Consider the following 19849-nt stretch of genomic DNA (forward strand, 5'->3'; position numbering starts at 1 on the left):
TCCGGGTCAGGCCAGCAGGTCTTCGTAGAAGGCGCCATAGGCTTTGCTCGGGTGGGCGAGCTGGATTTCCAGGATCCACAGGCCGCCACGGGGAGGCTCGGCGTAGTCGCCCAGGTCGCCTGCGCGGTAGATGGCATGGGGGAAGTCGCTGACGCGGTGGCCCTTGATGTCCAGGTTGAGTTTCCAACCCATGGCCTCGGCCTGCTGGTGGGCGAAGTCATAGAGCTCGACGCCGCTGCAGCCGGTCTCGCGCCAGCGCGCCTCGACGCGTTCGAACAGCGTCTTCGCCGCTGCCGCGCAGGCGCGCATGTCCGGATCGTCGCCGGTGACGAAGGTGGCCCCGGCATCGCCTTCATGGCCGCGCCAGACCACGCCCATGTCGATGAAGAAAATGTCGTTCTCACCCAGCACCGGGTTGCCCTCGGAGCGCTGCTTGAAGGTCTTCAGGGTATTGGCGCCAAAGCGGATCAGCAGTGGGTGCCAGATGCGCTCCATGTCCAGGTCGGCGAGCACCTGCTTGCCGATGGCGACGGCCTCCAGTTCGGTCATGCCGGGAAGGATCGCGGCGGCGATCGCGTCCACGGCTTCCCAGGTGCGGGCCTGGGCGTATTGCATCGACTCCAGCGCGTAAGTCGCGCCGACGGCTTCCTTGGCGTACACGGCAGTATTCATTGTTCTTCTCCCTGAGCGACAACCTTATCGCCATATATATTTCTACATAGCGGTGGGGAAATTCAATCGCTGGTTCAGCAGCAGGACATCGCGCAGGCGATGAAGGCGGTCGTCAGGGTGGTGATGCTCAGGCCGACCAGGAACAGGGTGTCGGCGATGCGTTCCAGGCGATGGTTGCGCTGCAGCTTGCGGGTGCGCAGACCAAAATAGGCGGCGAGGGTGGTGGCCAGGTAGATCACCGTGTTCACCGCGAGCATGTCCTGGCCGATCAGGTCGACGCGGTGCTGGCCAACGATGATGCGCAGGATGCCGACCACCGTCAGGCACACGCCGACCATGGCGCCGGACGCGGCGAAGATATGCACGCAGATGTCGTCGTCCAGTTGGGCGGTGTGGCTCTTGTGGCTCATGGCGGGGTCTCCCGGGCCGGCCGCTGCGGTTCATCCGCTCGCCTTGCCGGCTTCGTTGTGGCTGCCATGATAGGAAGGACGCGGCGTTTGCTGTACTCGCTTTCCCGGTGGCCCCAGGTGAACCGAAAAACAGCGGAAAATCAGCCAGATAGCCGTCGCCTGCCGAGGCAGGCGCGGGCGCTGGAGAAGGTCGAGCTCATATTGGAGGCGTCCCGGCGCATCCTGGAACGTCACGGCCTGGAGGGATTCACCACCAACCACGTGGCGGAACTGGCCGGCGTCAGCGTCGGCTCGCTGTACCAGTACTTCCCCAACAAGGACCGCATCCTCGACGAGCTGGCCCGGCGCGAGCTGGCGGCGCTGGCCACCGGCATCATGGGCGCGCTCTCCGCCCGGCCGCCGGAGACGCCCGGCGAGCGCATCCGCGCGGTGGTCCATGCGGCCGTCAGTGCCTACGGCGGGCGCACCGGCGCGCACAAGGCGCTGATGCACTACCTGATGACCCGTGGCGGCGGCAGCCCGCTGCCAGCCCTGCGCGGCAGCATCATGACCCACCTGGTGACCCACGGCCTGATCGGCCATGACCAGCAGCTGCGCAAGCTCGACGAGGCCGAGGTGTTCGTCCTCGCCCACGCCGTTGGCGGCGTATTGCGCGCGCTGCTGGATGACCCCGGTGCCCTGGCGCCGGGGCGGCGCGAGGGCATCGAGGAGGCGCTGGTGCAACTGGTGCTGGCGTACTACGGGCGGGGCGCGGCGGGCTGAAGCCGGGCGCCGGTCACAGCCACCAGCGCAGCAGGTAGAACGCACCCATGCTGAGGAGCACGCTGAGCAGCACATTGCGCGTCCACAGCACCAGCGCCACGGCGACGATGGCGCCGAGCAGGTAGGGGTTGTCCACGCGCAGGTTCAACTGGTGCTCGGGAAGGAACACGATCGGGCCGCAGATTGCCGTGAGCATTCCCGGCACGGCGAAGCCGAGGAACTGCCGCACGTTGCTGCTCAGGCGGATCGGCAGGCGCGGTTCGAGGAACACGTAGCGGTTGAAGAACACGATCAAACCCATGCCGAAAATCACTGCCCAGGCCATCATGCGCGCACCCCCGAGAATTTCTGGCAGAGGAAGCCGGCAAACATCCCCGCCAGCCCGGAAAGCACCAGCGCCGAACCGACCTGCCAGTAACTGAGCAGCACCGAGCAGAACAGCGAGACGGCGACACAGACCACGGTCGGAATGTTCTTCACCACCGGCACGATCAAGGCGACGAAGGTAGCGGCGATGGAGAAGTCCAGCCCGAGGTGCTCGAGGCCGGGAATGCTGGTGCCCACCAGCACGCCGGCGAGGGTGAAGAGGTTCCAGGCGATGTAGAACGTCAGGCCCACGCCCAGGGCATACCAGCGGTTGAAAGTCTCGCGGTCATGGCCGCTGGTGAGGGCGAACAGCTCGTCGGTGAGCAGGAAGCCCAGCCCCGCGCGCCAGCGCCCCGGCAGCGGGGAAATCACCGGGCGCATGGTCATCCCGTAGAGCAGGTGCTGCGAGGTCAGCAGCAGGGTGGTGATCATGATCGAGAAGAACCCGGCGCCGCCCTTGAGCATGCCGATCGCTACCAGTTGCGCGGCGCCGGCGAAGACGATGGCTGACAGGCCCTGGCCGTGCAGCGGCGAGAGCCCGGCGTCGATGGCCAGGGAGCCGGCCAGCAGGCCCCAGGGCAGCACGGCGAGCGACAGCGGCATGATGTCGAGGGCGCCCTTGAGGAAGGCGCGGGAGGGAAGCTGATCTTGGGACATGAATGTTTCTTGCAGGCAGGTAAGTGCTTTGAGCGTGGCAGAGAAACAGGTCGCCTGGCTTGAACATTCTTGCTGTTTGCGCCCGCAGCATGCCGCGGCACCGTCAGGGCTGCTGTTCGCTTCCCGCCAGCTGCGTAGGGGAAACCAGTCGCGGATCGGCGCCGCCGAACAGGGTGCGCAGGTAATCCTCCTGGTTTTGCAGCCCGTGGCGCACCAACCAATCGCGGCCACCGGGCAGCGCGCGCAGCAGGCAGTGCAAGAGCAAGCGCGGCGGCGCAGTCAACAGCGGGTACCAGGGCAGGCTGCCGCCGGGCAGGCCGAGGGCGCGACGACCTTGGGCGTCGATGAAGGTGCCGGCAATGCTCAGGTGGATGGCCCGGTTCAGCCGCCCGCGCAGCCAGGCGAAGTTGGCGTAGTGGCGCTGCAGCGGCTCGTCCACCAGCGCGGAGCCGAGGATGCGGCTGCTGTCGTCCGGCGGCGCCTGGGACAGCAGGTTGTGGTAGAGCGCGCGGATCGCATCGTTCTCGCTGGCGCACAGCCAGCGCTCCTCGACGCCCATCAGCCAGGCGATGTAGCGCCAGAGGTGGACGATGGCTTCGCGGTCGCGCCGGCTCAGGGCCACACCCAGCATGCGCTGGCCGATCAGGAAGATCGCCGAGAAGGCCAGGTAGGTCGCGTGCATGTCGCCCTGGTTGATCGGCAGGCCGTAGTGCGCGAAGTCCCAGTCTTGCAGCCGTGAAACCCGCCGTCGCACCAGGGCATGCACCAGACGTACATGCAACGTGCCGCGATAGCCTGCTGCGCCGCGGGACATGCCGCCGGGACGGGTGCAGTCGATCCACCATTTGGTGGTTTCCGCGACGCGCCGCTGCGGGCCTTTCTCCAGCGCGCCGGTGAGCACCAGGGTGCGGTTGATGCCGGACGCCTGATAGCCAGCCAGCAGGCCCAGGTCACGCAGCACGCGCATACCGGTGAGCCCCGACAGACCGCAGGCACGGGCACCCTTGTCGAGGCGTTGCAGGTCGACCCAGGCGGGCAGCGCGTCGACCCGGGCGAAGAAGTGCTTCAGTGCCTCGGGTGCCTCGGGGAGGGCGGCAATGCCCTGGTTCAGCGCCTGTTCGTACAGGCGCATACCGGTGCCGATCCCGACTTCGAACATCCACGCCACCAGCGCGTCCATGGGCGCATCACCCACCGTGAGGGACTCGCCGATGGCCTGCCAGGTGGCAGCGTCCGGTTCGCTCGGGCCCTTGAGGAAGCGCCTTACCGGCGCGGCGGTACGCCGGGCGCGCTGCAGGTCGGCGCCGTGGCGGGTGGGCAGGGCGGTTGCGCTCATCGATTCATACCTTGGTTGGGTGGTCGGGTGGATTCCTCGAATTACGCTATTGCGAGTATTTGCTCGCATTCAACTCGCGTCCGGCTCGCACCAGGAGAGAGGCATGAGGAAGCAACCCCAGCAGCAGCGGGCCAGCGAAATGGTGGCCGTGCTGGTCGAGGCCGCGGCGCTGGAAATCGGCGAGCACGGCCTGGACGGGCTGACCACCAACCACGTGGCACGCCGCGCCGGGGTGAGCGTCGGCTCGCTTTACCAGTACTTCGCCAACAAGGAGATGATCGTCGAGGCCCTGCTGATGCAGCGCGCCGGCACGCTGATGAAGGTGGTGCACGAGCGCGTCACGCCCTTGCTGGGCGCGGACATCGGCAGCGTTACCCGTGCGGTGCTGGAGGGCATCTTCGAGCAGGTCGAGGGCGATGCGGCGCAGCGCGAACTGCTGCGGCATTTGCACCGGCTCAATTCCGCGCCGGTGTTCCAGACCCTGGAGCAGCAGATGATGGAGGTGTGCCGGCAATACCTGATGCGCCACTTTGACGACTACCGCATCGACAACCTGCCGGCGGTGCTTTTCGTGGTGATCAACTCCGTGCAGTACACCACTGCGCGCTACCTGGGCGAGGCACGGCCGCTACTGGGCCGCGAAGAGGTGATCGATACGCTGGCGCGGATGGTCGAGTCGCTCTGCCTGCCGCATGGCAGGCTGCGAGTCTAGGAGTGCCGCGGGCTGGGCATGAAAAAGCCCCGGCAGGCTCGCGCCAACCGGGGCTTGGCTCAACGCATCAGGCCACGACCGGGATCATCGGGTCGGCGGCTGCCAGCGCGGTGGCGCGATCGGCGGCCGGCGGGTAGATCCACACGGTGTTGATCTCGGTCTTGATCTTCTTGCCTTCCTCGCGCTGGAAACGCACCTGACGGTCCCAGCCTTCGGTGAACAGCGCGCCCCAGGCACCCAGGTCCAGGCAGGTCACGTACTTGGGCTGGCTGTAGGGGATGGGGGCTACGCCCAGCAGGTCGGCGGCGGCGTTGTTGCCGGCCGAGCGGCCCAGGGCGATGGCGTGCTGGCAGGTCATCAGCGCGTAGTTGCCGACGTCGTCGGTGGCGGCGTAGGCCGTGTCGCCGGTGGCGAACACCGCGTCCTGGCCGATCACCTGGAGGTTACGGTCCACGTGCAGGCGGCCCTGACGGTCACGTTCGCCAGCGACCTGTTCGGTGAGCGAGCTGGCGCGCACGCCGGCGGTCCAGATCACGGTCTTTGCCTCGATGCGCTCGCCGCTGGAGAGGGTCACGCCGTTCTCGTCGATCGATTCCACCGAAGACTTCAGGCGCCATTCCACGCCCAGTTCGGCGGAGGCTTCGGCCACCACGGACTGCGAGGTCACGCCCAGTGCGCCGCCAATCTCGTTGCCGCGGTCGACGACGATGACGCGCACCTTGGCGTCCGCGCCGAGCACTTCGCGCAGGCGCGCCGGCATCTCAGTGGCGGTCTCGATGCCGGTGAAGCCGCCGCCGGCGACGACGACGGTGTTGCGCGCCGTGGACTCCGGCAACTGGTGCAGCGCGCGGAGGTGCGTTTCAAGGCGTACGGCCTGGTCGATCTCGTCCACGTCGAAGGCGTGCTCGATGCCCGGCAGGGCGGGGCGGGCGACCTTGCTGCCGCTGGCGAGGATCAGGCGGTCGAAGCCCAGGGTGGCGATCTCGCCGGTGTGGCTGCGGTAGTCCAGCTGGCGGCCGTCGACATCGATCTGCTCGGCGCTGCCCTGGATGAAGGTCACGCCCACGGCGCCGAACAGCTCGCCCAGCGGCGCGGCCATCTGGTGCACGTTCGGCTCGTAGAAGCGCGGGCGGATGCGCAGTTCCGCCTGGGGGGCGAGGACCGCGACTTCGACGTCGTCGCGCTGGTGCAGGTCGAGCAGACGCGTGGCGCTCAGGGCGCTCCACATACCTGCGAAACCGGTGCCGACGATCAGGATGCGTTGTTTCATGGGGCTCTCCGACGAAAAGGATCAATCCAGGTGGTTGGGTTCCCGAGTGCCTGATATCGGAGCGGTTCGCTTCCCGGCTCGCCTCGGATAACTACGACTATATTTGTCGTAGTTATCAAGTGCAACCGATTTCTACGACAAACTCCGACCGTTCGTCATGGTCGGCGTGGGAAAATGCCGCTGCTTCTGTTTATGCGTCAGAACGCTCTGAAGCGCTGAAAGCCTTATGCTGTGGATGACAGTTCGTCAGGATGCATGCTTAAGTGCTTGCCGGGTGCCCGGCTGGGCTTGAGAATAGTGCGACTGATATAGTCGGAGTTTGTGATGGCTTTGTACAGTGCAGGGGTGGAGTACGGCATTCACTGCCTGCTCTTTCTGACAGACGAGAAGGGTGACAACCGTGACTCCAGCGTGCGTGCGCTGGCGGAGTTGCAGGGCGTGCCCCAGGAACTGCTCGCCAAGGTCTTCACCAAGCTGGCCAAGGCCGGGCTGGTGGCGGCCACCGAAGGCGTGCGCGGTGGCTTCCGCCTGGCGCGGCCAGCGGACGAAATCACCGTGCTGGATATCGTCAAGGCCATCGACGGCGACAAGCAGATCTTCGAATGCCGCGACATCCGTGGCCGCTGCGCGGTGTTCGAAGGCTCGCCGCCGGAATGGGCGACCTGCGGCACCTGCTCGATCCACGCGGTCATGCTGACCGCGCAGAAGCGCATGGAGGAAGCCCTGGCCCAGCACACCGTGCTGGACCTCGCGCGCCGCGTCGGGCGCAAGGCACCGCCGGAGTTCGGCGAGGCCCTGGTGCGCTGGATGGATGCCCAGCGCGACGGCACCAGCGCCATCAGCTAACGCGCATCACCGCCGCGCGGCTTGTAGAAGACGAACTCGTCGGTCTCTGCCGTGCGGATGTATTCCTTCGCCCAGGACGGCGAGACGTGGCGGTCGTGGAAGTACATCGCGCCGCGGGTGCGGTCGCCCAGTTGCTGGTTCAGCGCCTTGCGGGCGATTTCCTTGGCGATGTCGTAGCGGTTCTTTTCCTCCACCTGGTCAGAGCGGCCGTCGCACCACCAGGAAAACTGGCAGTGTTTCTGCTCCTGGCCCTGCTTGACCACCCCGCACACGGTGTCGGGGAAGCCGCCGTGGCCCATGCGGTTGAGCACGACATTGGCGACCGCCTCCATGTCCGCCTTGCCGCCGCCCTTGGCTTCCCAGTAGATGGTCCGTGACAGGCAGACAACCGCGTCGTCCAGCGGCGCCTTGCCGACCGGGTCGACGGCTTTCACTTCAGCCTTGGTGATGGGGGCGGCGGTGGTGACTGCCGTGGAGGGGTGGGCGACCTGCTGTTCCAGCACTTCGCCCTTGCTCACCGCGGCCTGGGCTTTCTCGTCGGTGGAGGTGCCGATGGACGCGGCGAAGGAAGAGGGCGCCCACAGGGTGAGCAGCAACAACGGAAGGAAAAGGCGGCACATGGTCGAACCTACCTGCGCAACGAAATCAGTCTGGTCGTTGTTCTGGCCCCTTTCGGCACCTGCGCAACGACGCCCTTGAGGCCGCCTCGATCCGTGCAGACGAAGCGAGGCGACTGCGCCTGGTCGTTGCGACTGTGCCGCGCGCAAGCAGATTCAACTTTCCAGCCAGACGGTAGCCGGCGTACCCCGCGAATGTCGGGGCCTAGGACAGATGGCGCGGAAGAAAATCGCTCACTGCCTGCAGTACCGCCGACTGTTGCTCGCGATGCGGAACGTGGCCGCAATCGGGCAGCAGCCTCAGCGTCGTCGGGACGCCGGGGACCGAAGTGAAACGCTCCGGGTGCGCCGCCGAGCCGTATTCGTCCTGTTCGCCATGCAGGCTGAGGATCGGGCACTTCACCTGCGCCAGTTCCGCATCCAGGTTCCAGTCGCTGAAGTCGTCGGACAGCCAGGTATCGACCCAGGCACGCAGCACCCAGAAGGCCTTGTCGCCGTGGTATTTCTGCAAGCGTTCCAGCTGGCCTTCGCGGGCGAACTCCAGTTCCGCGGCGCGGATACCGTCGCGGGTCTGGTGTTCGACGAAAGCCTGGGCCGACTCGGTGATCAGCGCCGTGCAGGCCTGTGCATGCTGTGCCACGCACGTCACCGCCATGGCGCCGCCGACGCTGTGGCCGAATACCACGCAGCGTTCGAAGCCGAAGTGCGATTGCAGCAGGGGGAAGAAGCTGCGCGCTTCGTCCTCGATGAAGTCCAGGGGCAGGGCACCGGGATAGCGGTCGGAACGGCCGAACCCGAGGCGGTCGTAGGCGATGACCTGGCGGCCGGTGGTGCGCGCGAGCTGCTGCGGGAAATCGCGCCACAAGGTCACGCAGCCCAGCGAGTCGTGCAGCAGGAGGATCGGCTCGCCGGTGATCTCGGCGGGCGTCCATGCCTGGGCGAACAGTTGGCCTTTCTCGCTGCTGATCCAGTGCTCGCGGGTGACGATGGCGGACGACATGACGTGTTCCTGATCGGGGTTGAGGCGCATGGTAGGGCCCTGGCACGGCCGGTGCCAAGCATTGGCCGGGCACTAAGGAAACCTTAAGGCTGCTCGGGGATGATGACGACTCGCGGCCGGGGCTGTCCCGGGCAGTGCTCACACCGGGCCCGGTCGCTTTTTTTGAATCAATAGAGGAGTCCTGCCTTGGACACTTGCCCTGGTCGATTGCGACAGGTCTGAACAGCGAGCCGTCCGGCAGAACCCTGCCACTGTCTCGCTGCGTTGCGGACAGTGGCGATACGCATCCCGCCAAGGGATGACGTCTCACCATTCCCCTGCGGGGCCGATCCGGCCCTTCGCTCCCTCGCAATCCATCCCCCGAATGCGCGCCGGCATTGCCCGGCGCATGGAGCGGCCGAGCGCCGCGAACGAGGTGGAACATGGATTGGAAAATCTTCCTGCTGCGGGTCGCCGCGGCACTCATCCTGGGCGCCCTGATCGGCGCCGAACGCCAGCTGCGCCAGCGCCTCACCGGCCTGCGTACCAACGCGCTGGTCAGCACCGGCGCCTGCCTTTTCGTGCTGATGACCCAGGCCATGCCGGGGCTCTCGGCGGACGCCCCGCGCATCGCCGCCTATGTGGTGTCCGGCATCGGCTTCCTCGGCGGCGGCGTGATCATGCGCGATGGCCTGAATGTGCGCGGCCTGAATACCGCCGCCACGCTCTGGTGCACCGCTGCCATCGGTGTGCTGTGCAGCATGGGGTTGTTGCTGGAGGCGGCGCTGGGCAGCGTGGTGGTGCTTTGCGCCAACATCCTGCTGCGCGACATCGCCCAGCGCATCAACCATCAGGACGTGCTGCCGGCCAATGAGGCGGAGCAGCGTTATGGCGTTGCGATCATCTGCCGCGCCGAAGACGAGATCCAGGTGCGCAGCCTGATGTTGCACAGCCTGGACAGCAGCGAACTGCGCCTGCAATCGCTGCACAGCGAGGATCAGCCCAACCCGGCGAAACTGGAAGTGCGCGCCGAATTGCTCGGCGGCCACGGCGCCGCTGGCCAGCTGGAACGCATGGTCAGCCGCATCAGCCTGGAGAAGGGCGTCAGTTCGGTGCGCTGGCAGCTGTTCGAGCTGGCCAGCGACTGAACAGGCGAGCACCCAGGGCTTTTCGTAGGACCGAGGGGGACGCCTAGTCCTGGCTCGCGAACTGGCTGAACTCCGCTGCCAAAGCTGTTCGCGAGCAAGCTCGCTCCTACACGTGCAGGTTTTCGAGTTGGCCAGCGACTGAACAGGCGAGCCCATGGCTTTTTGTAGGACCGAGGGGGCGCCTAGTCCTTGCTTGCGAACTGGCTGAGCTCCGCTACCAGGGCTGTTCGCGAGCAAGCTCGCTCCTACACGTGCAGGCGTTATCCCGTGCGTAGGAGCGGACTCGGTCCGCGATTGGCATCAGGCCACTGCGGACTCAATTCTCGCGGGCGGCACGGCAACCACAGCGCGGCGCCGGTGCGCGAGCCTCCTCGGCCACCACGCCGCGCCACCAGCGCTCGCCCTGGTGCGGAGACTGGATGTCGATGCGCTCGCCCATCATCGGTGTGGTGACGGCGAGCCCGCGTTCACCGGCGATCTCCAGCACGCGCTCGAAGGGTTCGTACCAGGCATGCATGGCCAGGTCGAAGGTGCCGTTGTGGATCGGCAGCAGCCAGCGGCCGTTGAGGTCCTGGTGCGCCTGCACGGTCTGCTGCGGGTGCATGTGCACGTAGGGCCAGTGTTCGTTGTAGGCGCCGGTTTCCATCAGCGTCAGGTCGAAGTGGCCGAAGCGCCGGCCGATCTCGGCGAAGCCGTCGAAGTAGCCGGTGTCGCCGCTGAAGAAAATGCGCAGGCTGTCATCCTCGATCACCCAGGAACACCACAGGGTGCGGTTGCCGTCGCGTACACCACGGCCGGAGAAATGCTGCGCCGGGGTAGCGGTGAGGCACAGGCCGTCCACCGTGGTGCTCTGCCACCAGTCCAGCTGGCGGATCTTCTGGGCCGGTACGCCCCAGTCCAGCAGGCGATCACCTACGCCCAGCGGAGTGAGGAAGACCTCTGCGCGCTCGGCGAGCACGGCGATGGTCGCGCGGTCGAGGTGGTCGTAGTGGTCGTGGGAGAGGATCACGCCGCGGATCGGCGGCAGGTCGCGCAGGGCAATCGGCGGTGCGTGGAAGCGCTTGGGCCCGGCAAAGCTGAACGGCGAGGCGCGTTCGGAAAACACCGGATCGGTCAGCCACCAGCCGCCGCGCAGCTTGAGCAGCAGGGTGGAGTGCCCGAGGCGATACAGACTGCGGTCCGGCGCGGCGTCCAGTTCGTCCGGCATCAGCGCCCGCACGGGCACCGGAGCGCGCGGCACGGTGTTCTTCGGCTTGTTGAACAGGACGTCCCACAGCACTTTCGCGCTGGGCTCTGGCATGTCGGGAGAGCGCGGCTTGAGGTTATGGAAGCGGCCGCCGCGCGATTGCGGCGAATGGTCGTAGTCGCCGATGGGCGCGCGTTGCAGTGGGAGGCGGGGCAAGGCACTGATCCTCTGGTGGCGGAATGCTTCAGCTGAACACGCTACAGGTTCCGCCGCCAGGGATCATTACCGGCGTTTTGATAACGAATATTGCTGGCGCTGATGGAGCGACTCAGGTCCCGGTCTTCACCTTGCTCCAGACCCGGGTGCGGATGCGCTCGGCCTTCAGCGGCAGCGGTTCGACCGGGAACAGGGTGGCCATCACTTCCTTCGAGGGGTAGGCGCCCGGATCATCGCGCAACTTCTTGTCCACCAGCGCGGTGGCGTCGCGGTTGGCATTGGGGTAGCCGACGTAGTCCGAACTCCTGGCCACCACCTCCGGGCGCAGCATGTAGTCGATGAAAGCCAGACCCTGCTCGGGGTGCGGCGCATCCTTGAGCAGCACGAAGTTCTCCACCCAGACCGGTGCGCCTTCGCGGGGGATGCTGTAGGCGATCCTGCGGCCGTTGCCGGCGCGCTCGGCGGTCAGGCGCGCGTCGAACACGCCGCCTTCCCAGCCGACCACCACGCAGGTGTTGCCGTTGGCCAGGTCGGTGATGAATTTCGACGAGTCGAAGTAGCGCACGTAGGGGCGGATCTTCAGCAGCAGTTCCTCGGCCTTGCGGTAGTCGTCGGGGTTCTGGCTGTTGCTGGGCAGGCCGAGGTAGTGCAGGGCGATGGGAATGATCTCCCCCGGCGCGTCGAGCATGGCCACGCCGCACTGGCTGAGTTTGGCGATGTTCTCTTCCTTGAAGATCAGGTCCCAGGTGTTCACCGGCGGGGTATCGCCGAACAGCTGGAGGAGCTTGTCGACGTCGTAGCCGATGCCGGTGGTGCCCCACATGTACGGCGCGCCGTAGCGGTTGCCGGGATCGTTGCGTTGCAGGGTGGCGAGCACCTCCGGGTCCAGGTGTGGCCAATTCGGCAGTTTCGAGCGGTCCAGCTCCTGCAGCACGCCAGCCTTGATCAGGTTGGGCAGCACATCGCCGCTGATCACCACCACGTCGTAGCCGGTGCGTCCGGCCATCAGCTTGCTCTGCATCACTTCGGCGTTGTCGAACACATCCAGCACCGGGTTGATTCCGGTTTCCTGTTGAAAGGCCTTGGGCGTTTCGGGGGCGATGAAGTCGTACCAGTTGTACAGGTGAACGGTGGGGGTTTCAGCGGCCGAGGCGGCGCCGAACAGACTGGCAAGTGCCAGCAAGGGTGCGAGGAGGAAGGGGGCTTTCATGGGGCGCTCCTGGCCGGAGTTCGCAAGGAGCGCCGGCGGTTTTCGTTGTGATTGTTATCGGCAGGTTGCATCCGTAAAAGGGCCGCGGACGGCTCAGGGAATCAGCAGCTCGCGCCGGCCATCGGCATGCTCGATGCGCTGTCCGGGCAGCTGGAAGCGCTTTTCCCGGTGATAGTCGTACAGTGCCCGGGCGGCGGTGATCTGACTGAGGTCCAGTACCACGCTGTGCCGGCATTCGCCGCGGCCGGCCTCGAACAGGGTGTGGCCGAACGGGTCGACGGCGGCGCTGCCGCCCGCGAAGACCAGATCGTCACTGCCGTCGCCGACGCGGTTCACCACCACGGCGAAGAACTGGTTCTCCTGGGCGCGGGCGGCGATGGAGGTGCGGTGCACGTGGCCGTAGGGCTCCATGTTGCCGTCGGTGACCAGCAACAGCTCGGTGCCCAGTTCCGCCACCGCGCGAGCGGTTTCCGGGAACTCGGTGTCGTAGCAGATCAGCAGGCCCATGCGTACGCCGCGCCATTGGAAGCTCACATAGCGGTCGCCGGGCTCGACCAGGCCGGGTTCGCCGACCCACAGGTGAGTCTTGCGGTAGCTCGCCTGGATGCCTTCGGGGGCGATGAACAGCGTGGTGTTGTAGAAGCGCCCGGCATCGTTTTCGATCAGCCCGACCACCACGGCGACTTCGCAGTCGCGGGCGGCTTGCTGGATCGCGCGCACGCTCGGGCCATCCAGCGGCTCGGCGTTGCTGGCGATGTTGTCGGCTTCGAGGAAGCCGGTGATCTGTGCCTCGTGGAAGACCAGCAGATCGGTATCGGGCGCACAGGTGGCGATGGCCTTGAGGATGCGCTGCAGGTTATGCCCGGTGTCGCCGTCACGCGCCGCGAGCTGTACCAGTTCGAGTTTCATGTCTGGACCTTGTTGTTGTTCGTATGGGCCCCACGGGCCAGTGACAAGCTCCCGAAGGCAATGCAAGTATGCGTTTCGCCTAGGAATTTCCTATCACGCCGAATAGTTAACCCCAGGGGGTACGAGCATGAACCTGAGCCTTGCGGACATGGCCTGGCACCGCGCGATAGGGCAGTTGATCGAGGAACTGGACGGCCCCGGTTTCTGGCGTTCGCTGGTACGCGTGCTGGGCGACTATGTGCCGGTGGATTCCTGGGTGGCCGTGATGTTCAGCGATGGCCGGCCCTATCCGTTCGCCGAGAGCCCTTACGAGGGCGATTCGCCCGACCCGCTGTTCCACGACTACATCCAGGGCCTGTACCTGCTCGATCCGTTCTACATCGCCAACCGCGAGAAGCCGGTGGGCGGCCTGTTTCGTCTCGCCGAGGTGGCGCCCGAGCGCTTCACCCAGACGGAGTACTACCGCCTGTACTTCAACCAGAACGTGAAGGAGGACGAGGTGCACTACAACGTGCCGATCGACGAGACGCGCACCCTCTGCCTGTCACTCGGCAGCCCGAGCCGCTTCACCCCGGAGCACCTGGCGCTGCTGGAACTGGCCCGTCCCTGGGTGGCCGGCCTGATGCGCCAGCGGCTGTTCTTCGAGGCCGCGGTGAGCGAGGCGCCGACGCGTCAGCCGCAGCGCTGGCAGGGCGACCTGGAGCAGGCCATGGAACGCCTCGGCACGCCGCTGACCGCCCGCGAACTGGATGTGATCCGCCTGATACTCAGCGGCTGCTCCAACAAGGAGGTGGCGAACAAGCTGGATATCTCGGCCGAGACGGTGAAAGTCCATCGCCGGCACATCTACGCCAAGCTCAATATCAAGTCGCAGCCGGAGTTGTTCGCACTCTTCCTCAAGGCCCAGGCGCAGGCCTGAATCAGTTCAGCCTGGAGAGAATGTCCCAGGCCAGCTTCACCCGCAATTCGTTGGGGTAGTTGCGGTTGGCGAGGATGACGATGCCGCGCTGCTTCGACGGGACGAAGGCGACGTAGGCACCAAAGCCGCCGGTGGCGCCGGTCTTGTTCACCCAGACGTCCTGCTGGGGCGGCAGGGGCTTGCGCAGCGCCTTCACCGGCTGGCTCTCCAGCACCATCGACGGACCGTTGTATTGCTGCAGTTCGGCGAGCTTGGGCGGGTAGGCGTACTGCTCCCAGACCAGGTCCTGGGTCATCGGGCCGACCTGGTAGTAGCCGGTGCGCGTCGCATCCACCGCCGTCCGCAGCTTGTCGCCGAGCTTCACCTCGCCCAGTTGGATCTGCACGAAGCGCAGCAGGTCGCGGCTGCTGGACTTCACGCCGTAGGCCTCGTCGGCGATCTGGTCGGGGTTCACCCGCACGGGAGCGTTGTCCTTGTCGTAGCCCTGGGCATAGACACCCTGGCGGGTCACCGGCACATCGATGTGGGTATTGCTCAGCCCCAGCGGGGCAAAGACATTGCGCTGCATCGCGGTCTTGAACGGCACGTCGAGGGCGCGCGCGGTGGCGATGCCGAGCAGGCCGATGCTGGGGTTGGCGTAGGTCCGCTGGGTGTTGGCGGGGTACTGCGGCTGCCAGGTCCTGTAGTAGTCGGTGAGCTGCTGGGGCGTCTTCACCTCATCGGGCAGTTGCAGCGGGAAACCGCCGGTGACGTGGGTGGCGAGCTGGAGCAGCGTCACCTGGTCCAGGGCGCTGCCGCGCAGCTCCTTCAGGTAGCGCGTCGGGCTGTCCTGCAGCTTGAGCTTGCCGGTGGCCTGGGCGAAGCCGGCGAGGGTGGCGGTGAAGGTCTTGCTCACCGAGCCGATCTCGAACAGCGTGTCGCTGCTCACCGGCTGCTTGCTCTCCATGGACGCCACGCCGAAGTTGTAGAAGCGCTGTTCGCCGCGGTCGGTCACGCCAATGGCGAGGCCGGCGATGTTCTGTTCGCGCATCACCTGCTGGGCGAGCTTGTTCACCTTGGCGTCGAAATCCGGCGGGGCGGCCTGGGCGAGGCTGGTGAACAGAAGCGGGAGGATGGCGAGGGCGAGTGGGGCGTTCCGATGCATGACGACTTCCTGGGCAGTGCAATGGGCTGACCCTAGCACTACTCCCCGCAGGTCTCCAGCCAGACCGGCAGCGCTACGCCGCCGCGCACGGCAGTGGTAGGATTCGCGCCCCATGCGAATCTCCGACCTCGACCAACGCCTTGCCGACCTTGGCGCGCTGCCCCTGCACCGCGCCCGGATGCTGCGCGCCTGGCTGCAGGGCAAGGCGCTGGATGCCGGCACCAAGCGCCAGGCGACCGAGGACTTCCTGCCGCTCAGCGTGCGCAACGGCGTGGCGCAGATCGCCGCCGAGCTGGATGCCCTGGCGACCGTTCATTCCCGTCATCCCGCTGGCGACAACTCCGAGCGCCTGCTGGTGCGCCTGGCCGACGGGCAGATGGTGGAAAGCGTGCTGCTGCCGCGCGGCGGCGTGTGCGTGTCCACCCAGGTCGGCTGTGCCGTGGGCTGCCGCTTCTGCATGACCGGCAAGAGCGGCCTGCTGCGCCAGCTATCCACCACCGAGATCGTCGCCCAGCTGGTGCTGGCGCGGCGCGTGCGGCCGGTGAAGAAGGTGGTGTTCATGGGCATGGGCGAGCCGGCGCACAACCTCGACAACGTGCTCGAAGCCATCGACCGCCTCGGCACCGACGGCGGCATCGGCCACAAGAACCTGGTGTTCTCCACCGTGGGCGACCCACGCGTCTTCGAGCGTCTCCCGCAGCAACGGATCAAGCCGGCCCTGGCGCTATCGCTGCACACCACTGATGCTGAGCTGCGCGAGCACCTGCTGCCGCGTGCACCGAAGCTCACTCCCGAGGAACTGGTGGAGCAGGGCGAGGCCTATGCGCGTGCCACGGATTATCCGATCCAGTACCAGTGGACGCTGCTCAAGGGCATCAACGACAGCCAGGAAGAACTCGACGGCATCCTGCGGCTGCTCAAGGGCAAGTTCGGCGTGCTCAACCTGATCCCGTTCAACGCCCTGGAAGGCGACCAGTACCAGCGCCCGGACAGTGAACGCATCGTCGAGATGGTCCGCTACCTGCACAGCCGCGGCGTGCTGACCAAGGTGCGCAACAGCGCCGGGCAGGATGTCGACGGAGGCTGCGGCCAGCTGCGTGCGCGGGCGAGCGGGCTGATCGCCAGCACCGGGCGGCGCACTCGCCCCGCCTAGCGGCCCCTCAGGCGGCCCTGCCGGAAAGCGCCAGCACGACCAGTACCCACAGGCCGAGCGCGGCGAGGAAGTTGACCGTGAACACCAGGCCGCGCAGTCGCACGTTGCGGGTGAGAATCTGCACGCCGCTGTGGGCCACGCGGCCGGCGATGAACAGCCAGGCCAGCGCGGTAGCGGCGGCGAGGTTCACCTGGTTCTGGATCAGCAGCAGGCAGGCGACGTAGAAGAACAGCGGCCATTCGAACTGGTTGGACAGGTTGGCGCTGATGCGCGGCTCCACCTCGGCCCAGGGGTTGCTGCCGTCCGCTCGCTGGCCGATTCCCCAGACCTTCGGCGCACGGGCCACCGTCAGCAGCACATAGAGGAATGCGGCCCACGCCACCTGGGTGGCCATGGGCAGGATGAGCGGGTGCATGGCGGGTGATCCTTCACGGCGGCCGGATTGGCAGGCCGACTATAGGCGGATCGATGGGCGGCCGTCCAAGGCCGGAAGCGGCGCCCTGCGTGCCCGCTGAAACGCCCTGCAGGGCCGATGGCTGCTGCCTTTGGCTTGCGCCGGCGGGGTTCGGGTTGGTAGCCTTCCCCATCTGAAAAAACCAGCAGGGCTGGGTATGGCGATCCGGGTTGTCGAAGCACAAGAAGTAGATCAGCAGCGCATAGCCATTCCTGGTTGGGAGCAGCAGTACACGCAGATGTCCGCCGGGCGCTTCGCCGGGCGCATCCTGCATGCCGAGGTCGAGGGGATCGAACTCTACGAGGAGCAGATGAACCTGCGCGTGGAGCAGGAATTCCACGCTCCGCCCGGTGCGCTGGTGTTCAGCTTCGACATGTCCGACAACGCCCTCTACCTGCTCGACGGGGAAACCCGCAACGCCTGGGTCACGCCGGAGAACTACCGCGAGGTGGCAGTGGTGATCAAGGAATCGGCGAACTGGGGCCAGCCGGCCGACGCCTTCGCCGACCTGGTGCTGACGCCACTGCGCTCGGGCCACTGCCAGTCGGTGGCAACCTCGCTGAGCAACCTGCTCACCGGTGCCTCGGCCGGCAACGACCCGATGGATGCGCCGGGCGTGGCGCAGAGCATCGTCTCCCACTGTTTCTCGCTGCTCTGCGAAGCGCCCCTGGATGGCGAACGCCGCGCGCGCTCCGTCGTCCAGGCCAAGCGCGTGGTGCAGCGGGTCAAGGAAGTGGTGAACGATTGCCCCGACGAGCAGTTCGGCATGGCCGATCTCGCCGCCAAGGTGGGCGTTTCGCCGCGCACGCTGCAGCAGTCGTTCCTGCATTACGCCGGCATCCCGCCCATCGTCTGGCTGCGCAATCGTCGCCTGAACGCGGCGCGGCGCGACCTGCTGGCCGCCGCCGAGTCCGGCATGACCGTGGCCGAGGTGGCGATGAAGTGGTCGTTCTGGCACCTGGGACGGTTTTCCCAGTCGTATTTCGCGCTGTTCGGCGAGTATCCGAAGACCACCGCCAGGCAGGGCGGCCGGGCCTGATATCGGCGCTCCATCCAAGGCGCGGACGTTGTCCGCGGATCGCAGGCATGGCCCGCTCCTACACCGGAGTTTGCCTGTAGGAGCTGGCCATGCCTGCGACAGCCTGCGCGCCGGAGCATCACGAACGGAGTCCGCTCCCACGTAACCGTTGAGCGTGGGAGCGGACTTTGTCCGCGATCAGCAACCGGCGGCGCCGGGACTGGTTCGCGAGCAAGCTCGCTCCTACAACGTCAGCCAAGCAACTCGTTTCGCGCTGTTCGGCGAGTATCCGAAGACCACGGCCAAACTGGGTGGCCGGGCCTGATATCGGCGCTCCATCCAAGGCGCGGACGTTGTCCGCGGATCGCGGGCATGGCCCGCTCCTACACCGGAGTTTGCCTGTAGGAGCTGGCCATGCCTGCGACAGCCTGCGCGCCGGAGCATCACGAACGCAGTCCGCTCCCACGTAACCGTTGAGCGTAGGAGCGGACTTTGTCCGCGATCGGCAACCGGCGGCGCCGGGACGGGTTCGCGAGCAAGCTCGCTCCTACAACGTCAGCCCAGCAGCTCGCGCACCCGATACCACGCCATGCCCAGTGCCAGCAGCGGCGAACGCAACAGCTTGCCGCCGGGGAAGGTCAGGTGGGGCACGGCGCTGAACAGGTCCAGCCCCTTGCTCTCGCCCTGGTGGATGGCTTCCGCCAGCAGCTTGGCCGACCAGTGCGTGACGTTCAGCCCGTGGCCGGAATAGCCCTGGGCGAAGTACACATTGGGATGGGCCTTGAGCCGTCCGACCTGCGGGAAACGATTGGCGGTGATGCCGATCATGCCGCCCCACTGGTAGTCGAGCTTCACCTGCGCAAGCTGCGGGAACACCTTGAGCACCTTCGGCCGCATGTAGGCGCCGATGTCCGCCGGGTCGCGCCCGGAGTAGTGGCAGGCGCCGCCGAACAGCAGGCGACGGTCGGCCGTCAGGCGGTAGTAGTCCAGCCCCACCTTCTGGTCGCACAGCGCCATGTTCTGCGGGATCAGCTGCGCCGCCAGTTCCGCGGACAGCGGCTCGGTGGCCACTACGTAGCTGCCGGCGGGCAACACCTTGCCCGTCAGCTTCGGTTCCAGCTCCTCCAGATGCGCGTTGCAGCCGAGCACCAGGGTGTTCGCCAGTACGCGGCCCTGGGCGCAGTGAACGACGGCGGTCGCACCGTGCTCGATGCGCAGCACCGGGCTCTGCTCGAAGATCTGCGCGCCGAAGGCCTTGGCCGCGCGGGCCTCGCCCTTCACCAGGTCGAGCGGGTGCAGGTGGCCCGAGCCCATGTCGATGTGCCCGCCCGCATAGCAGTCGCTGGCGACCACTTCGCGCATGCGTTCCGGCGGTACCAGCCGGGTCTCGTGGGGGTAGTCCGAAGTGCTCAGTGACTCCTGCTCGCGGACCATCGCGGCATATTGCGCCGGGGTATTGGCCAGCTCGCAGAAGCCCCAGCGCAGGTCGCACTCGATGGCAAGCTCCTGGATGCGTTCGGCGACCAGGGCCACCGAATCGACACCCGCCTGCTCCAGGTAGCGCACGCCTTCCTCGCCGACGTACTTGGCAAAGCCGCTGACGTCGTGGCCGATGCCACGGATCAGCTGCCCGCCGTTGCGCCCGCTGGCGCCCCAGCCGATGCGCCGGGCCTCCAGCAGCACCACGGAGTGGCCGCGCTGGGCCAGCTCCAGGGCTGCGTTCACGCCGGTGAAGCCGCCGCCGATCACGCAGACGTCCGCCCGCACATCCCCGGTGAGGGAAGGGTACTGCTGACGGTCGCGGGCGGTCGCGGCGTAGTAGGACGCGGCGTGCTCCTCGGTGTGCTTCATGGGAGTTTCTCGAC

General features: G+C 66.7%; 21 protein-coding genes. 7 read left to right on the top strand and 14 right to left on the bottom strand.

What is annotated here, in order from left to right; all coding sequences use genetic code 11:
* Positions 1-6: 6 nt before the first annotated feature.
* Positions 7-672, bottom strand: a complete 666-nt coding sequence (locus UB43_RS20195; protein ID WP_045214506.1) for a M24 family metallopeptidase — start codon at positions 670-672, stop codon at positions 7-9.
* A gap of 74 nt (positions 673-746) precedes the next feature.
* On the bottom strand, positions 747-1082 hold the full coding sequence (locus tag UB43_RS20200; RefSeq protein WP_045214508.1) for a hypothetical protein: 336 nt from the start codon (positions 1080-1082) through the stop codon (positions 747-749).
* 201 nt (positions 1083-1283) lie between these two features.
* Here UB43_RS20200 and UB43_RS28870 point away from each other — a divergent pair, with 201 nt between their 5' ends.
* The gene (locus tag UB43_RS28870; protein WP_052969580.1) at positions 1284-1844 is read left to right on the top strand and encodes a TetR/AcrR family transcriptional regulator; all 561 of its coding nucleotides are present in this window, start codon (positions 1284-1286) and stop codon (positions 1842-1844) included.
* Positions 1845-1857: 13 nt separating this feature from the next.
* Here the strand turns inward: UB43_RS28870 and UB43_RS20210 are convergent, their stop codons facing one another.
* The 3 genes from UB43_RS20210 to UB43_RS20220 all read right to left on the bottom strand — a co-directional run bounded on the left by UB43_RS20210 (position 1858) and on the right by UB43_RS20220 (position 4203).
* Positions 1858-2172 carry an AzlD domain-containing protein gene (locus UB43_RS20210; protein WP_045214509.1) on the bottom strand — a complete coding sequence of 105 codons (315 nt, stop codon included), beginning with the start codon at positions 2170-2172 and terminating at the stop codon, positions 1858-1860.
* Positions 2169-2867: an AzlC family ABC transporter permease gene (locus tag UB43_RS20215; protein WP_045214511.1), complete on the bottom strand. Its 699-nt coding sequence runs from the start codon at positions 2865-2867 to the stop codon at positions 2169-2171. Before UB43_RS20215 ends, UB43_RS20210 begins: the two co-directional genes overlap by 4 nt.
* 103 nt (positions 2868-2970) lie before the next feature.
* Positions 2971-4203, bottom strand: a complete 1233-nt coding sequence (locus UB43_RS20220) for an oxygenase MpaB family protein (RefSeq protein ID WP_052969581.1) — start codon at positions 4201-4203, stop codon at positions 2971-2973.
* 103 nt (positions 4204-4306) lie between these two features.
* Here UB43_RS20220 and UB43_RS20225 point away from each other — a divergent pair, with 103 nt between their 5' ends.
* Complete coding sequence (locus UB43_RS20225; RefSeq protein ID WP_045214513.1) at positions 4307-4915, top strand: TetR/AcrR family transcriptional regulator; 609 nt, start codon at positions 4307-4309, stop codon at positions 4913-4915.
* A gap of 67 nt (positions 4916-4982) precedes the next feature.
* On the opposite strand, the gene UB43_RS20230 is transcribed toward UB43_RS20225, so the two are convergent.
* The gene (locus UB43_RS20230) at positions 4983-6185 is read right to left on the bottom strand and encodes an NAD(P)/FAD-dependent oxidoreductase (protein ID WP_045214515.1); all 1203 of its coding nucleotides are present in this window, start codon (positions 6183-6185) and stop codon (positions 4983-4985) included.
* A 324-nt stretch (positions 6186-6509) separates the two neighbouring features.
* On the opposite strand from UB43_RS20230, the gene UB43_RS20235 reads away from it, so the two are divergent.
* Positions 6510-7031 (top strand): Rrf2 family transcriptional regulator, encoded by a 522-nt coding sequence (locus tag UB43_RS20235; RefSeq protein ID WP_045214517.1) that lies wholly within the window; start codon positions 6510-6512, stop codon positions 7029-7031.
* On the opposite strand, the gene UB43_RS20240 is transcribed toward UB43_RS20235, so the two are convergent.
* Positions 7028-7651: a cell wall hydrolase gene (locus UB43_RS20240; RefSeq protein ID WP_052969582.1), complete on the bottom strand. Its 624-nt coding sequence runs from the start codon at positions 7649-7651 to the stop codon at positions 7028-7030. The two genes, UB43_RS20235 and UB43_RS20240, sit on opposite strands and share 4 nt — an antisense overlap.
* Before the next feature lie 202 nt (positions 7652-7853).
* Complete coding sequence (locus UB43_RS20245; RefSeq protein WP_045214522.1) at positions 7854-8648, bottom strand: alpha/beta fold hydrolase; 795 nt, start codon at positions 8646-8648, stop codon at positions 7854-7856.
* A 422-nt stretch (positions 8649-9070) separates the two neighbouring features.
* Here UB43_RS20245 and UB43_RS20250 point away from each other — a divergent pair, with 422 nt between their 5' ends.
* The gene (locus UB43_RS20250) at positions 9071-9775 is read left to right on the top strand and encodes an MgtC/SapB family protein (protein ID WP_045214523.1); all 705 of its coding nucleotides are present in this window, start codon (positions 9071-9073) and stop codon (positions 9773-9775) included.
* A gap of 316 nt (positions 9776-10091) precedes the next feature.
* Here the strand turns inward: UB43_RS20250 and UB43_RS20255 are convergent, their stop codons facing one another.
* The 3 genes from UB43_RS20255 to UB43_RS20265 all read right to left on the bottom strand — a co-directional run bounded on the left by UB43_RS20255 (position 10092) and on the right by UB43_RS20265 (position 13296).
* Positions 10092-11162: an MBL fold metallo-hydrolase gene (locus UB43_RS20255; RefSeq protein ID WP_371318991.1), complete on the bottom strand. Its 1071-nt coding sequence runs from the start codon at positions 11160-11162 to the stop codon at positions 10092-10094.
* A 127-nt stretch (positions 11163-11289) separates the two neighbouring features.
* Positions 11290-12387 (bottom strand): polyamine ABC transporter substrate-binding protein, encoded by a 1098-nt coding sequence (locus UB43_RS20260; RefSeq protein ID WP_045214526.1) that lies wholly within the window; start codon positions 12385-12387, stop codon positions 11290-11292.
* A 93-nt stretch (positions 12388-12480) separates the two neighbouring features.
* Complete coding sequence (locus tag UB43_RS20265) at positions 12481-13296, bottom strand: carbon-nitrogen hydrolase family protein (RefSeq protein WP_045214529.1); 816 nt, start codon at positions 13294-13296, stop codon at positions 12481-12483.
* A 127-nt stretch (positions 13297-13423) separates the two neighbouring features.
* On the opposite strand from UB43_RS20265, the gene UB43_RS20270 reads away from it, so the two are divergent.
* Positions 13424-14215, top strand: coding sequence for a LuxR C-terminal-related transcriptional regulator (locus UB43_RS20270; RefSeq protein ID WP_045214530.1), 792 nt, complete (start codon positions 13424-13426; stop codon positions 14213-14215).
* A 1-nt stretch (position 14216) separates the two neighbouring features.
* Here UB43_RS20270 and ampC read toward each other — a convergent pair whose 3' ends face one another.
* The gene (gene ampC / locus UB43_RS20275) at positions 14217-15359 is read right to left on the bottom strand and encodes a class C beta-lactamase (protein WP_045214532.1); all 1143 of its coding nucleotides are present in this window, start codon (positions 15357-15359) and stop codon (positions 14217-14219) included.
* A gap of 112 nt (positions 15360-15471) precedes the next feature.
* Between ampC and UB43_RS20280 the strand changes: the two genes are divergently transcribed.
* Positions 15472-16512 carry an RNA methyltransferase gene (locus tag UB43_RS20280; protein WP_045214533.1) on the top strand — a complete coding sequence of 347 codons (1041 nt, stop codon included), beginning with the start codon at positions 15472-15474 and terminating at the stop codon, positions 16510-16512.
* A gap of 7 nt (positions 16513-16519) precedes the next feature.
* Here UB43_RS20280 and UB43_RS20285 read toward each other — a convergent pair whose 3' ends face one another.
* The gene (locus UB43_RS20285) at positions 16520-16927 is read right to left on the bottom strand and encodes an MAPEG family protein (protein WP_045214536.1); all 408 of its coding nucleotides are present in this window, start codon (positions 16925-16927) and stop codon (positions 16520-16522) included.
* Between the two features lie 277 nt (positions 16928-17204).
* On the opposite strand from UB43_RS20285, the gene UB43_RS20290 reads away from it, so the two are divergent.
* On the top strand, positions 17205-18005 hold the full coding sequence (locus tag UB43_RS20290) for a helix-turn-helix domain-containing protein (RefSeq protein ID WP_256205194.1): 801 nt from the start codon (positions 17205-17207) through the stop codon (positions 18003-18005).
* Positions 18006-18539: 534 nt separating this feature from the next.
* Here UB43_RS20290 and UB43_RS20295 read toward each other — a convergent pair.
* Entirely contained in the window at positions 18540-19835 is a 1296-nt protein-coding gene (locus tag UB43_RS20295; protein WP_045214539.1) for an FAD-binding oxidoreductase, read from the bottom strand.
* Between the last annotated feature and the right edge of the window lie 14 nt (positions 19836-19849).

It is taken from the genome of Pseudomonas sp. 21, from assembly GCF_000955805.1.
Taxonomy (GTDB): Bacteria; Pseudomonadota; Gammaproteobacteria; order Pseudomonadales; family Pseudomonadaceae; genus Pseudomonas.